The following is a 13,950-nucleotide window of genomic DNA, read 5'->3' on the forward strand; positions in this document are numbered from 1 at the left end:
TTCCCTAATAAAATACCCCCTCACTAAGTATCTTTATTTCAGATTAAACAGTACGCGATGCAGAATGGTATTTGATAAGGCAATTTGATCGTCGGCCAAGCCCCCTAAGGCCTGTTCAATAGTATTTTTTGCCTGCTTCATTCCTTCATCCTTCATCTTTCGTCCTATTTTTGTTAAATAGATCAGATTGGACCGTCTGTCGTTTTTATCATTAACGCGGATAACCAAATTTACCCTTTCCAGGTTATTAATTAATCGAGTGACACTTGGTTTATCTCGAAATGTGCGAACAGCAAGCTCCTGCTGGGTGAGCCCCTCTTCTACCCACAGGTTATACATGATACTCCATTGTTCAGAAGTAATGTTTAACCCGGCCTCCTTGAGATTACGCTGTAATCTCCGCATAACTGCAATTGAGTATTTCCCTGTTAAGAAATTATAAAAATACTCTTGTGATACTAAATCTTGGTCTAACATATGAATAATGGTTATGGTTGTTTACGCAACTTATTTTAATAATAAAACGTCGTCTTTAATCCAATATGAGAAAAAGCTAAACGTATTTTGGCTAATAGTTAGCCTAAATTACGCTTTAATATAGCTGTCTCAAACAAAATTTTATCAACATGTCATAAGTAGATGTTGATAAATCATAACAATTTGATTTATACTAGACTGAATTTAATAAATAAAAAGGATACAAACAAAACCTTCACAACTTTGCAAACACCAACAGCAATTAAATCAAACTGAAGGTTCTTTCTGACCAATAAGATCAGGCACTCTCAGAAAAAATAAATGCTTGCAATTGTACCTAATTTAGAGGATGTTATCCGATTGAAAAAGAATCGGAATCTTTTAAGAAAGGAAATTTCTCGCGTGCTTCCAACAGGTCGTTCGGATTTAAGGTAAAGGTATACAAGTCCTCATCTTCCGGTTTATAATACACCACGTCACCAAGAGGGGATATACACATAGAGCCACCAGAATAGTAAATATCATTACCGTCGTGCCCAACACGGTTTACCCCAACAACATAAGCTTGGTTTTCTATTGCACGTGCCGGAATAAGAGCTCTCCAATGTGCTGAGCGCTTGTCTGGCCAGCTGGCGGTATACACTAAAATATCATATGCTCCGTTTTGATTTTTAGACCAGACTGGGAATCTCAGGTCATAACAGATCATCGGGCAGATTTTCCATCCTTTGATATCAACCAGGATACGTTCATTTCCTGGCTCAAAGTACTCGCTTTCTTTGGATAATCCGAAAAGATGACGTTTATCATATTTTACATATTTACCGTCTGGAAACATCCATACAAAGCGATTATAGTATTTCCCACCTTCTTCGATAATCAAAGAACCGGCAACAACACAGTTAAGTGAGCTTGCCATTTCAAATAGCCATCTTGTCGTAGGTCCATTTGCAGGTTCTGCACATTTCTCGACATTATTCGTGAAGCCTGTATTAAACATTTCGGGGAGAATAATAACATCCGTTTTCTCACGCAATGAGGAAAGTCTCAAGGCTAGATTATTTAGATTCTTCTCAATATTTTCCCAGAATAAATATGCTTGAAATACGGTGATTTTTAAAGGCTCCATGAACGTAATCTAAAAATTTATTTAATTATTTTCTTACAAAAAAAACATTTAATGGCAAGATACGAATTTTAATAGAATTTATACTTATTGCTGTCTTACCAAAAGGTTATTTGCTAACACTAATAACGCTTCTTTGCGATCATTTGGTACATTCAATGCTTCCATTTTTTCAAATGCCCGTTGCGTATAGCTATCTTTCAACTCGTCGGCCGCAGTTTTAATCGCATACTTGTCGTATAAGGCAAGCATATCCGCTACTTTTGATGGAGCAGTCTCTATAGTGGCATTTAATAGGGCTTGTAAAACCGTCTTATCATCATCCGAAATTACTGCCATCAACTTCACCAATAAAAAAGTTTTTTTATTGATCATGATATCACCACCAACAATCTTTCCAAAGGTATCTGGATCTCCATATGCATCCAAGATATCGTCCTGTAATTGAAATGCTAAGCCTACGTTCTCTCCAAAATCGTAGATCAGCTGCTGTTGCTGTTCATCTGCTCCCGACAGAATAGCCCCCAACTGTAATGCTCCGCCCAATAACACCGAAGTTTTAAGACGGATCATCTCAAGATACTCAGGCATTGTCAGCGAATCCCGGCTCTCATAATCCATATCTAATTGCTGGCCTTCACATACCTCCATAGCCACTTTACTCAAAATTTTCAAAGTTGCAGGCAAGTAAATAGGATTACACTTTGAAATTTCCTCATACGCTTTGACCAACAAGCCGTCTCCAGACAATATGGCAATATTAGCATCCCACTTTTCGTGAACTGTCGTTTTACCTCTTCTTAAAGGAGCCTTATCCATCAGATCATCGTGGATCAGTGAAAAGTTATGAAAAAACTCCACTGCTTTGGCAGCAGGGATAATTTCCTCCATCTCTTGCATGCCGAATAATTCGGCGGCCATCAATGTCAGCACAGGTCGAACCCTCTTTCCGCCCAAAGTCAATATATACCGTATCGGATCATATAAATTTGATGGTGTTTCAGGAAATTGACTTGTCTCTATCGCCTCTATCACGAGTTGTTGTAAATGTTGCATATATCTTTACGATCGAATCTTGCGAATATAGCAATAATCATATAGAAATGGCAATTTTGTCCCTTTAAAGGAAGTCACCTCAAAATTGTACATTTGTATAAGTCTTTTATTATGCGCATACTGATTATCCATACATTTTATCAAGATCCTGGTGGTGAAGACACTGTATTTCAGCAGGAATCTTCCCTCCTCGCGCAAGGACATGAGGTCCAAACGCTAACGTTTCAAAATAAAAAGGGGTTGCAGGGTGCACTACAGACAATAGGATCTTTTTGGAATATTTGCGCTGCTCAACGTGTCAAAAAAATAATTCGGGCGTTTAAACCAGACATCGTTCACGTTCACAACACGCATTATGCAGCAGGCCCGATTATCGTGCGTACCATTGCCAAACTCGGCGTCCCCCAGGTCATGACCCTGCACAATTTTCGTTTACTATGCCCTTCGGCGACACTGTACCATCACAACCGTCTCTTTCTGGACTCACTCCAAGAGGAGTTTCCGTGGACAGCCGTCCGACAAAAAGCATTTAACAACTCGATAGTAAAAACATTTCTTCTCGCACTGAATTACTGGTTTCACCGCAAAATTGGAACTTGGGCAAAAGTAAATCGCTACATCAATTTAAGCTCCTTTGCAAAGAACATATTCGTTGAATCGACCTTGCATCTTCCGCCTACTAAATTCGCGATCAAACCGAATTTTGTCTTTCCTACGACAATAGCACCAGAGGGTCCGCAGGCCCACTTTGTATATGTCGGTCGTCTTTCAGATGAAAAGGGGATATTACAGCTGATCGATGCTTTCATCGGCACAGATTTTCAACTAGCAATTATCGGCGGCGGTCCGCTCGAAAATGAGGTTTTGAGAAGCATTAAACACCAGGCGAATATTTCCTACCTCGGTTTTAAAAAGAGATCAGAAATACTTCCCTTGATAGCCAAAGCACAGGCTTTACTTGTACCATCGATTTGTTTTGAAGGGATGCCGATTACGATTCTTGAGGCTTATTCAGTCGGAACAGCTGTGCTTTGCTCCAATTTAGGCCCGCTCCCCGAACTGATTATCCCCGGCAAAACAGGACAAACGTTCGATCCCCACAACAAAAACGATATTATCCAATGCTTAACGGAGTGGAGCACAAAAACAACAAATGAAAAAGATGAGATAAGAAAGACCTGTATTGCTTACTATTTTAGTAATTTTACTCCTGAAATAAATGAAGCGAAATTATTAGCGATCTATCAGGACGCTATTCACGATAAAAAACGGAATAAATGAGTATCATTATATTAGATAAACTGGGTCTAGCGCCACAAATCCAAGCTGTACTGGAAACAATTTATGATCCTGAACTGAAACCCGCAAATATTGTGGATTTGGGGCTTGTATATGAAATCATTACGAAGGAAGAGGGTATTGCAAAGATTGTAATGACGCTGACTGCTCCTGGCTGCCCCGTGGCAGGCGAAATCATGAATGAAGTTCAGGAAAAAGTTGCTGCTGTAGCAGGTGTCAAAGAAGCATTGGTCGAATTGACATTTGATCCACCCTGGACAAAAGACATGATGTCTGAAGAAGCAAAACTGGAGCTGGGTTTTTTGTAAAATTCACCGACTAATCAAACAAAACAGGGCTATCCAAGAATATTGGAAAGCCCCGTTTTGTTTGTATATGCTATATGCCTCTCCTAAAACATCGTTTGAGCTGTACCCTATCCGCAGGTCTATCTGCCCTGATTGTTTTCCAAATCGCTCAACTTTTTCAAAGGCTTGGCACTATTGGCATCCGCACCGAAAAGTAATTTCCAAAGCTTACGTGACTCTTTGGTCAATAGTGGGGATACAATGGAAAGAATGAGCACATATACGACCACAAAGGATTGAATAACGGGTAATAAAGCCCCTGCTTTACCAATATTTGCCATGATAATGGAAAACTCCCCCCGTGCAGACAAGGTAAAACCAATATCAAAGGACGTTTTAGGTTTCATACCCGAAAATTTAGCTGCAAAATAGCCCGAAGCAAGATTCCCCATCACCGTCACCAGCGCTGCAATCGAAGCCCAAAAGACAGCTCCTCCAAGGGACATAATGTCAATAGACAATCCGAAACTAAAGAAAAACATGGCCCCAAAAAAGTCCTTATAGGGCAGCACCATCGATTCAATCTTTTTGATGTATTGCGAATCCGCCAACACTAAGCCGGCCATCAATGCCCCGATAGCCTCCGCAACATGGATGGTTTCGGAGAAACCTGCCACAATAAAAAGTAAGGCAAAGATGATCAATATAAATAATTCAGAAGTTTTTTCCTTCAATAAGCGATCGATCGCAGGCACCAGTTTTCTGCCCAAAATCAAAAAGGTCAATATAAATCCCAAGGCCAGTAAGGACGTTCCTGCTACCGTCCAAAACGAACTGCTTCCTGTCAGTATCAAGCCTGAAAGGAAAGAGATATGCATCGCTATAAACAGATCATCGAACATAATCATCCCCATAATGACCTCAGTCTCCGGGTTGGCCGTACGTTTGAGATCTGTAAGAACCTTTGCGACAATGGCCGTGGAAGAACTTGTCATGATACCGCATAAGACCATCATCTCCTTAAATGGCATATCCATTAGCCATCCGATCAACAAGCCTGAAGTAAAGTTCAATAAGACGTAAATTGTCCCGCCTGTCACAATTGCTTTACCGGATTTAATAAGGCGATTGACCGAAAACTCAAGTCCCAAGTAGAACAGCAGGAATAATACACCCAACCGTCCCATGAAATCTATAAAGGGTTTACTTTCTGTAAATGTTAAATCCACCAGACCAACCTGCGGAGCGTGCTGTCCCAAAACCATTCCTATAATAATGAAAAATGGAATAACAGAAAACTTAAGCTTATTGGCTATTAGGCCAACAATGGCAACAAGTCCTACAGCGATTCCAATTTCCAGTATTAAGGTATGTGATAGCATATATTACAATAAAATTTCCTTCAAAAGTTTAATATTATTCTTCTTTCCAGCAATGACAAGTGTGGTGCCTGGGCTAATCAAATAAGACGGTCCTGGATTGATAACCGTATCATCATCCCGTATCCCAGCAATAATCGATGCACCTGTACGTTGACGAACTTCCAGCTCTCCAATCGTCTTTCCGGCCCCCTCATTTTTGCCTTCTACTTTGTACCATTCAATGCGTAAATCGTCCAAAGCAACTTCAATTGTCTCCAAAGCTTTAGGCTTGTAGGACAAACCACCGATAATACCCGCAATCTGCCGAGATTCATCGTCATTGAGTGTCATGACGCAACGTGACTCATGTTCCTCGTCATCATAGCGATAAAGTTCCCGTCTGCCATCGTCATGGATAACAACAACCATATTGTCTCCCGCATCGGTTTCAATTTGAAATTTTTTTCCAATTCCAATCAGATCGGACTCTCTTACAATAGACATAATCTTCTATTTAAATAAATACTAATAATATAAGCTTCATAACGTTGTTTACAACAATTACGAAAACAAGCTAAAGGTTCTTTCTAACAAAAAAAAGACTTTTAGAAAAAACAGCATCAGCCCTTAGCTACTAAAACACAAATTTACCCAAAAAATCAATCTTAAACGAATCCGCTGGTATCTGACGGGATGGGCTACAAAGACCAAATTACCCCAAAATACTAAAAAAAGAGCAGAAAAACGACCCTTTTAACCGATATCATCCCTTTTTTCGACGTATGGCATCTTGATGACACAACTGAACAACACTAAAAACGCTCGACGTATACATGTTATTAACGATCGGAATTCCTAGCCGAACAAATCAGCTTCAATTAGCTCCAATTTTTCATTACAAAACCCCATTTCTATAACGTTTTCGTAGTTCGTGCAATCGTTTGTTCCAAGAAGCAATAGAATTGCCAACGCTTTATTTCTTTATAATTGCCGCATTAAACACTTACTGAATCTAAATTACACACCTATGGTCAAAAAGAGTCATCTCATCCTTCTGACACCATTATCAATCTTGTCATTAGCGGCACCTATTTACGGGGTAGCAAATCCACGTAATTTGGTTGCAATAACCAGTCGTTCACCCTTCCAGCAAGTCGTCTCCGGAAAGGTCGTTGATGAAACGGGGAAACCAATAAGCGGTGTTACTGTTTCTGAAAAAGGTAAAGCAGCAGCAACTACAACCAATCAAGACGGTATCTTCTCACTGAACGTCAGTTCAAAAAGTGCCATCCTAACATTTAACTCGATCGGATTTACGGCGAAAGAAGTTCCCGTATCACAAGCATCACAAATAACCTTGACAAAATCCGAGGATGTTTTGGATGAAGTTGTGGTCGTAGGTTATGGTAAACAGAAAAAGAGCGATTTGACAGGAAGTATCGCTACAGTGGAAGCAAAATCCCTGGAACGAATAAATTCACCGAATGTTGTCGATAAACTTCAAGGTAAGATTTCCGGTCTGGCGATCAATTCCGGTTCGGCAAAACCTGGCGAAACAGCTTCTATCAATATCCGCGGTGAGAACTCGATCTCGGCGTCCAATGCACCCCTAATTATCCTGGATGGAATTCCTTTTAGTGGTTCCCTGGGCGATATCTCTTCCAATACAATTGCCAGTATCTCGGTACTGAAAGATGCTTCATCCACCGCAATCTATGGTTCAAGAGCTGCAAATGGCGTTATCCTCATCACCTCAAAAAAGGGTGCCGCAGGGAAAGCACGCATCAATTATAACGGCTATTTTGGGGTTCAAAGTGTAGAACGCCGCCTTAAATTGATGAACGGTCCACAGTACATCCAATTTATGCGTGATTACCAGGCTTCGAAAGGAAAAACCGGCGATCAGCTCAACCCAGAAAATTATCTTTTTGCCAACGTATTGGAACAATACAAAAAAGGGGAAGAAGTCAATTGGCAGGACGAAGTATTCAATAGTGGCGCTCCCATTCAGGAACATCAACTCAGTTTTTCAGGTGGAACAGATAAATCCGATTATTATGCATCTGTAAGCTACCTAAATCAAGATGGTGTGGTAAAAAACACGCCCTACGAAAGATATAATGTCAATCTAAACCTCAACCAAAGTTTAAGCTCTTGGTTAAAGCTAGGAATGACCATGCAGGCTTCTCAAGGGAACCGTGACGGCGTACAGCCTAACCTTGAAAGTGTTGTAAAACTTTCCCCTTACAGTAAAAACCGTGATGCCGATGGCACTGCTGTAACGTACCCAATGTACGCACAAACCTTGTGGGCACACCCTTTCGCAGACGAAAAAGGCCAGTGGGATCAGACCAGAAGAACGGTCTATGCGAATACTTGGCTTGATGTGAAACTTCCTATTGAAGGATTAAGTTTCAAAACCACATTCGGAACCAACTACCGAAATATTAACGAAAACTCCTACTATGGCTCAAATACGGTCACAGGACGCGGCGTGAATGGTACCGGATCAATTTACAATGAGCATTTCTGGGACTGGACCTGGGAAAATCTCTTGACCTATGACCGTACCTTTGGTGACCATAAGATCAATGTCGTGGGCCTCTATTCTTCCCAGAAAACAAATTTGAAAACTTCAAGAATGAATGGAGACGATTTTGTATCAGATGCCGGATATAACAACATGGCTTCTGCCTCTAAAAATCTTAAGATCGAATCCAACCTTCAAAATACAGCGATGATTTCCTATATGGGAAGAATCAACTATGCCTTTAAGGATCGCTACCTATTAACTTTAACAGGTCGTTCGGACGGTTATAGCGCATTTTCTGTTAACAACCGATATGCATTTTTCCCATCCGTTGCAGGAGCCTGGGTAATTTCTAAAGAAGGGAATGTGCAGGAATATTTCGACTTGTTAAAACTTCGTGTTTCTTATGGTAAAAATGGAAATCAGGCCGTATCACCTTATCAAACTTATGACCGTCTGACCAACGTCGATTATATTTATGGTCTTGATCCAGTCAAAGGACTTGTGATGAATTTCAATGGACGTGGAAGCAATCTAACGTGGGAAACGACAGCTTCATTAAACCTTGGTTTGGATTTTGGGATTCTCAAAAATAGACTTTCAGGAACGATCGACTACTACTCCTCAAAAACATCGGATCTTTTATTAAGTGAACAGGTCCCTGTCATGAACGGCTATAACACCATTTTGACCAATATCGGTGAAACTTCCAACAAAGGGATAGAAGTTACCTTGAATGCCATACCTGTCAAAAATGACCATTTCCAATGGAATGTAAATACAACCTTTGCTTATAACAACAATAAAATCACCAAACTGCGCGCTGACGGAAAAGATGATTTGACCAATGCCTGGTTAATCGGAAAGCCTATCCGTATTTTCTACGATTATAAAGTCATTGGTGTATGGCAAGAGGGCGACGACATCGCAAACTCCTATCAACCTAAAGCGAAACCTGGCGATGCCAAGTTAGCAGACCTCAACAACGACGGTATAATCGATGCCAATGACCGTACCATGATGGGGAACAAAATATCACCTTATACACTTGGTATAGGCAATGATTTCACGTACAAAAATTTCTCCCTGTCGTTCTTTATGAATGGGGCATTTGGTGGAACGAAAATAGATGATTTCAAAAACATCGAACGTTTCTTACCTAACAACGGCGCCAATTATCTTGCTGACATGCCTTACTGGACACCGGAGCGTACAAACACAGACATCCCATCCCCTGGATACACGCCAGTAAACAACCATACGTATTATATCAATTCATCCTATTGGCGAATTAGGGACTTTAGCTTGGGCTATACCTTTGATGGCGATTTTCTAAAAAGATTGAATCTCTCTTCCATTAAAGCATTTATTAACGCCCGTAACCTCTATACATTCTCCAAAATCAAAGGTTACAACGTAGAGGCATTGAGCGTAAGTTCGACCACAGGTAATCCAACAACGACAAATATTGCCAGTCCTTATCCTGTTGCGAGAACATTCTCATTGGGAGTAAATGTCCAATTCTAAACACATCAAGATCATGAAGAAAAGAAATACAACTTTATATACAATGCTAGCTGGCCTAAGCTTACTTTTTACAGGCTGCAGCAAGAACTTCTTAAATGAAGACACCAGCAGCTTTCAGTCACCTGATAATACCTATATCAATACGAAAGGCTTCGAAACTGGACTAAATGGTTTATACTCTTATGCCCGCATGGAATTCCTGACCTGGAACGGTAGTATCTTTTCCCAAGGAGCAACTCCACAGGAGGCGTTACAGGTCGGAACAGATATCGTTGCTATCAAAACCACAGGTACAGACGCTACATTGGCTCCATTCAGCAATTATACGCTAAATCCTGCTTCGTCTTATGTCCGCAATTATTGGAAATATGCCTACGGATTTATTGGCAATACCAATACCATCCTTGAGGCTTTAAAAAAGGATGGTATTAGCTGGACAGACAAGGACAACGATCCAAAACGTGTGGAAGCAACGGCTCGTTTCTTCCGTGCCTACAGTTATCGCTACTTAGTCAACCTGTACGGCGATGTGCCTTGGGTGGACAAAGTATCCGAAACACCCCGTCGCGATTTCACACGTACACCGAAAGCTGAAATCTTGACGCACATGATTGAAGACCTTAAGTATGCAAGTGAAAACCTGCCCGACAATCCAGGAACAATTCAGGAAGGTAAATTGACGAAATGGGCTGCTTTACACTACCTGGCAGAAGCATATATCGAAGCTGGGCAGCCAGATTTAGCTGCAGAAGCTGCCAACAAAGTTATTCAAAGTGGTTACTTTAAATTGAACGATCAACGTTTTGGCGCCGAAAAAGATAAACCCGGGGATTATTTCCACGATATGTTTATCGAAAACAATCAAAATCGCGGTTCCGGCAATCAAGAAACGATCTGGGCCATCCAATTGGAATATAATACACAAGGGGGCGGCGACCGCTACACGGATTGGAGTAAACGTGCCTGGGTGCCTTTCTATTCACAACAAAAAGGATTTGCCTTGGCCGACTCACTTGGTGGAAGAGGTCTTGGGCACGTACGCCCTTATCAATGGTGGCTGGATAGTTATGAAAAACAAGATGTCAGAAATTCATCTTTCAATATCAAACGCGATTGGTATTACAACGATCCTTCCGTCCCTGAACTTTATGGCAAGAAGATCGAACTGACCGACGCCATCAAAGAATCAGGCAATGTATTCCCGACAACAACCAAATTTTTCTACGGAAAGACAGCTGTTGACCCTGCATTTGAAGGAAATATGAAGGACCGTGTGAAAGTACGTTTGGCAGAAACTTACCTGCTATTGGCTGAAGCATACTGGCGCGCCAATAAACCGGCACAAGCTAAAGACGCCATCAATGCTGTCCGCGCCCGTGCAAAGGCGTCATTAATCGATGCTACAGCAATCAATGCTGATTTGATTCTCGACGAACGCGCCCGGGAGCTTATTGGTGAGGAAATGCGCCGTATGACCCTTGCCCGTTTTGGTGACGACATCTTTTTACGTCGCGTGCAAACATTAAACACACAATCAAAAAATGTGGTGAAAAAAGAATTTATTCTTTGGCCTATTCCACAAGAAGTTATCGACAGTAACACTGGTGCAGCCTTCCCGCAAAATCCGGGATACTAAACCTTCCAAAAACCTCCATGTTCCCAAAAGGTCATGGAGGTTTTTCCTTTATGACTTTGCGTCAACTAGCTTATAGGTTCCATCTTCCCGGATCTGACTACGGCCAATGGTTATATTTTTAGAATGATAAAACAAAAAAATCCAGCCCGCTGGCGCGCCTTCTGCCCAATACTCCTGACGCAAGAATTTGGAGCGCCGACCATCGAAATCATATTTGGCGACATAATTATGGAAAATTTCTTCAGGCTCAGGTAATACATCTCCGCCAAAGAAATAGTGCTGATCATCCGTTTGAATATGAAATGCCTGATGATGTGCGGTATGTCCACCATTGAGCGCATAGCTGATTTCATCATTTATTTTTCCTTCACCTTCCACCAGTACCAAATTTCCACTGCGTTGAATCACATCAAAAATCTCGGTCCTGTATGAACTGGAGATGCCTGAATAGGCGTCTTCCCATTCGCCACGCTGAACAATATATTCGGCTTCAGGAAATGCGATACGTCCTGTTCCGTTTTCAAATGTCACCATCCCACCGGCATGATCCTTATGAAGATGGGACATCAGTACATATTTTACATCTTCGGGTCTAAAGCCAGCCTTACGGATATTATGATGCAGCTGTAGCACAGCACTGTCATCCGTATAGCCAAGGCCGGTATCACAGAGAACAAGCCCGGAATTAGTTTGGATCAAGAAGGGATGGACATGGATAAACATCGCCCCCGGTCGGTCCTTAGGGTCGTCTAGAAGTGGGTCAAAGGGAATAAATTTTCTACTCTTGTCTACAGAAAAAGAACCTTCATATAAAGAATAAGCCTGCACCATATTTAAAACATTGGGAATATGCACGTTAAGCAACAGCGGATCAATACCGGGTTTAGGAATTAGGTAAGTCCAGCCTTAAAACGTATATTTACACTTAAAATATTGTGCAAAGATATGCAAAAAAGGTGGGTACTAAAATCTAAAACTGATGTCAAAATAACCAACAAACTGCGCGAGGAATTAAACATCAACACTGTATTGGCAGAGTTGCTCGTGAGCAGGGGAATTGAGACTTTTGACGAATCAAAGCAGTTTTTTAGACCTCAATTATCGGATTTGCACGATCCATTTTTGATGCGGGACATGGAGAAAGCCATCACCCGTATTATCCAAGCCATCGGCAACAAAGAAAAAATTCTGATCTATGGAGACTATGACGTAGACGGTACCACAGCGGTAGCCGTTGTTTATAGTTTTTTCAGGGAATTTCATAGCCAGCTGGAGTTTTATATACCAGACCGCTATGCCGAAGGTTATGGCATCTCTACACAAGGCATCGACTATGCCGCAGCAAATGGTTTCAGCTTAATTATTGCATTGGACTGCGGCATCAAGGCAGTCGATAAAATAGATTACGCAAATAGCAAAGGAATTGATTTTATCATTGGCGATCACCACCTTCCCGGTGAAGAACTTCCCAAAGCTTATGCCGTATTAGACCCCAAGCGAGCAGACTGTGAATATCCCTACAAAGAACTTTCAGGTTGTGGAATCGGCTTTAAGATTATTCAGGCTTTTATATTGACCAATGGCATGGATATCAATGCCTGCTATCAGTTTCTAGATCTTGTGGCCGTGAGTATCGCTTCGGACATTGTTCCGATTACCGGTGAAAATAGAATACTCAGCCACTTTGGCCTTATTAAACTTAATACGAATCCCTGCGTCGGACTAAAGGCACTGATTGATTTATCAAATAATCGAACGAAGATCTTTACAGTTAACGACATCGTGTTCCAGATCGGCCCACGCATTAATGCTGCGGGCAGAATAGACCATGCCAAAGACGCCGTCAAGCTTTTGATTTCCAAATCGCTACAAGAAGCCAAAGACTTCAGTTCGAGCATAGACGATCAAAATAATGTCCGTAAAGATTTTGATCTCAAAATAACAGAAGAAGCGCTGGCACTCATTGAGGACAATGCCCTACTTAAAAGCCGCAAATCCACGGTATTGTATAAAGCCGACTGGCACAAAGGTGTCATTGGTATTGTAGCTTCCCGCCTGACCGAAAAATATTACCGTCCGACGATTATATTGACCGAAACAAATGGTCATATTGCAGGTTCCTGCCGTTCGGTACTGGGTTTTGACTTGTATGAAGCCTTAAGCGAATGCGCCGATCTATTGGAACAATTTGGCGGTCATAAATATGCTGCCGGATTAACGATGTCCTTAGATAATGTCACCCTATTCCAAGATCGTTTTGAGGAAGTGGTATCGCGACGTATCAGTCCTGAAATGCTGACCCAAGAAATTTTGATCGATGCTAAGCTAGCGTTGAAGGATATAGATGCTAAGTTCTTCCGTATTCTCCAGCAGTTTGAACCTTTCGGGCCCCAAAATGAATCTCCTATTTTCCTAAGTAAAAAGGTAAATGCAGTAGGACAAGCTTTTATTGTAGGCACCAATCACCTCAAGATGACCGTTGTTCAAGAAGACTCTCCTTCATTTGACTGTATCGGTTTTGGACTAGCAGAACATATCACACATATCAATTCCGGACAAAGTTTCGACATCTGTTACAGCATTGAAGAGAATGTGTGGCGCAACAAAAGAAACTTACAGCTAAACATCAAAGGGATTAAGTATTAGTATTG

General features: G+C 41.3%; 11 protein-coding genes. 5 read left to right on the forward strand and 6 right to left on the reverse strand.

Annotation, left to right across the window (positions count from 1 at the left end; all coding sequences use genetic code 11):
- Nucleotides 1-33: 33 nt before the first annotated feature.
- The 3 genes from B3297_RS13030 to B3297_RS13040 form a co-directional block, all read right to left on the reverse strand.
- The gene (locus B3297_RS13030; RefSeq protein WP_070560735.1) at nucleotides 34-477 is read right to left on the reverse strand and encodes a MarR family winged helix-turn-helix transcriptional regulator; all 444 of its coding nucleotides are present in this window, start codon (nucleotides 475-477) and stop codon (nucleotides 34-36) included.
- A 352-nt stretch (nucleotides 478-829) separates the two neighbouring features.
- A complete protein-coding gene (locus B3297_RS13035; protein ID WP_070560737.1) occupies nucleotides 830-1,606 on the reverse strand; it encodes an amidohydrolase in 777 nt (258 codons plus the stop codon).
- Between the two features lie 84 nt (nucleotides 1,607-1,690).
- The gene (locus B3297_RS13040; protein ID WP_112374896.1) at nucleotides 1,691-2,659 is read right to left on the reverse strand and encodes a polyprenyl synthetase family protein; all 969 of its coding nucleotides are present in this window, start codon (nucleotides 2,657-2,659) and stop codon (nucleotides 1,691-1,693) included.
- A 111-nt stretch (nucleotides 2,660-2,770) separates the two neighbouring features.
- Between B3297_RS13040 and B3297_RS13045 the strand changes: the two genes are divergently transcribed.
- Together B3297_RS13045 and B3297_RS13050 are read left to right on the forward strand one after the other, a co-directional pair.
- Complete coding sequence (locus B3297_RS13045) at nucleotides 2,771-3,940, forward strand: glycosyltransferase family 4 protein (protein ID WP_070560742.1); 1,170 nt, start codon at nucleotides 2,771-2,773, stop codon at nucleotides 3,938-3,940.
- Entirely contained in the window at nucleotides 3,937-4,266 is a 330-nt protein-coding gene (locus B3297_RS13050; protein ID WP_070560743.1) for a metal-sulfur cluster assembly factor, read from the forward strand. The genes B3297_RS13045 and B3297_RS13050 overlap by 4 nt, the downstream gene beginning before the upstream one ends.
- Before the next feature lie 119 nt (nucleotides 4,267-4,385).
- Here the strand turns inward: B3297_RS13050 and B3297_RS13055 are convergent, their stop codons facing one another.
- Nucleotides 4,386-5,627: a cation:proton antiporter gene (locus B3297_RS13055; RefSeq protein WP_286778997.1), complete on the reverse strand. Its 1,242-nt coding sequence runs from the start codon at nucleotides 5,625-5,627 to the stop codon at nucleotides 4,386-4,388.
- A 3-nt stretch (nucleotides 5,628-5,630) separates the two neighbouring features.
- Complete coding sequence (locus tag B3297_RS13060; protein ID WP_046672804.1) at nucleotides 5,631-6,110, reverse strand: cation:proton antiporter regulatory subunit; 480 nt, start codon at nucleotides 6,108-6,110, stop codon at nucleotides 5,631-5,633.
- A gap of 523 nt (nucleotides 6,111-6,633) precedes the next feature.
- Here B3297_RS13060 and B3297_RS13065 point away from each other — a divergent pair.
- Together B3297_RS13065 and B3297_RS13070 are read left to right on the forward strand one after the other, a co-directional pair.
- Entirely contained in the window at nucleotides 6,634-9,663 is a 3,030-nt protein-coding gene (locus B3297_RS13065) for a SusC/RagA family TonB-linked outer membrane protein (RefSeq protein ID WP_286778998.1), read from the forward strand.
- Nucleotides 9,664-9,676: 13 nt separating this feature from the next.
- Nucleotides 9,677-11,299, forward strand: a complete 1,623-nt coding sequence (locus B3297_RS13070; RefSeq protein WP_286778999.1) for a RagB/SusD family nutrient uptake outer membrane protein — start codon at nucleotides 9,677-9,679, stop codon at nucleotides 11,297-11,299.
- A gap of 48 nt (nucleotides 11,300-11,347) precedes the next feature.
- Here B3297_RS13070 and B3297_RS13075 read toward each other — a convergent pair whose 3' ends face one another.
- The gene (locus B3297_RS13075; RefSeq protein ID WP_286734623.1) at nucleotides 11,348-12,130 is read right to left on the reverse strand and encodes an MBL fold metallo-hydrolase; all 783 of its coding nucleotides are present in this window, start codon (nucleotides 12,128-12,130) and stop codon (nucleotides 11,348-11,350) included.
- Between the two features lie 114 nt (nucleotides 12,131-12,244).
- On the opposite strand from B3297_RS13075, the gene recJ reads away from it, so the two are divergent.
- Nucleotides 12,245-13,945: a single-stranded-DNA-specific exonuclease RecJ gene (gene recJ, locus B3297_RS13080; protein WP_070560747.1), complete on the forward strand. Its 1,701-nt coding sequence runs from the start codon at nucleotides 12,245-12,247 to the stop codon at nucleotides 13,943-13,945.
- Nucleotides 13,946-13,950: the final 5 nt, after the last annotated feature.

This window comes from Sphingobacterium sp. UBA3519, assembly GCF_002377215.1.
GTDB lineage: Bacteria > Bacteroidota > Bacteroidia > Sphingobacteriales > Sphingobacteriaceae > Sphingobacterium > Sphingobacterium multivorum.

Coding starts and splice junctions, on each gene's coding strand:
- B3297_RS13030 (WP_070560735.1), bottom strand. CDS start 477: ATGTTAGACCAAGATTTAGTATCACAAGAGTATTTTTATAATTTCTTA.
- B3297_RS13055 (WP_286778997.1), bottom strand. CDS start 5,627: ATGCTATCACATACCTTAATACTGGAAATTGGAATCGCTGTAGGACTT.
- recJ (WP_070560747.1), top strand. CDS start 12,245: ATGCAAAAAAGGTGGGTACTAAAATCTAAAACTGATGTCAAAATAACC.
- B3297_RS13050 (WP_070560743.1), top strand. CDS start 3,937: ATGAGTATCATTATATTAGATAAACTGGGTCTAGCGCCACAAATCCAA.
- B3297_RS13075 (WP_286734623.1), bottom strand. CDS start 12,130: ATGGTGCAGGCTTATTCTTTATATGAAGGTTCTTTTTCTGTAGACAAG.
- B3297_RS13045 (WP_070560742.1), top strand. CDS start 2,771: ATGCGCATACTGATTATCCATACATTTTATCAAGATCCTGGTGGTGAA.
- B3297_RS13040 (WP_112374896.1), bottom strand. CDS start 2,659: ATGCAACATTTACAACAACTCGTGATAGAGGCGATAGAGACAAGTCAA.
- B3297_RS13060 (WP_046672804.1), bottom strand. CDS start 6,110: ATGTCTATTGTAAGAGAGTCCGATCTGATTGGAATTGGAAAAAAATTT.
- B3297_RS13070 (WP_286778999.1), top strand. CDS start 9,677: ATGAAGAAAAGAAATACAACTTTATATACAATGCTAGCTGGCCTAAGC.
- B3297_RS13035 (WP_070560737.1), bottom strand. CDS start 1,606: ATGGAGCCTTTAAAAATCACCGTATTTCAAGCATATTTATTCTGGGAA.
- B3297_RS13065 (WP_286778998.1), top strand. CDS start 6,634: ATGGTCAAAAAGAGTCATCTCATCCTTCTGACACCATTATCAATCTTG.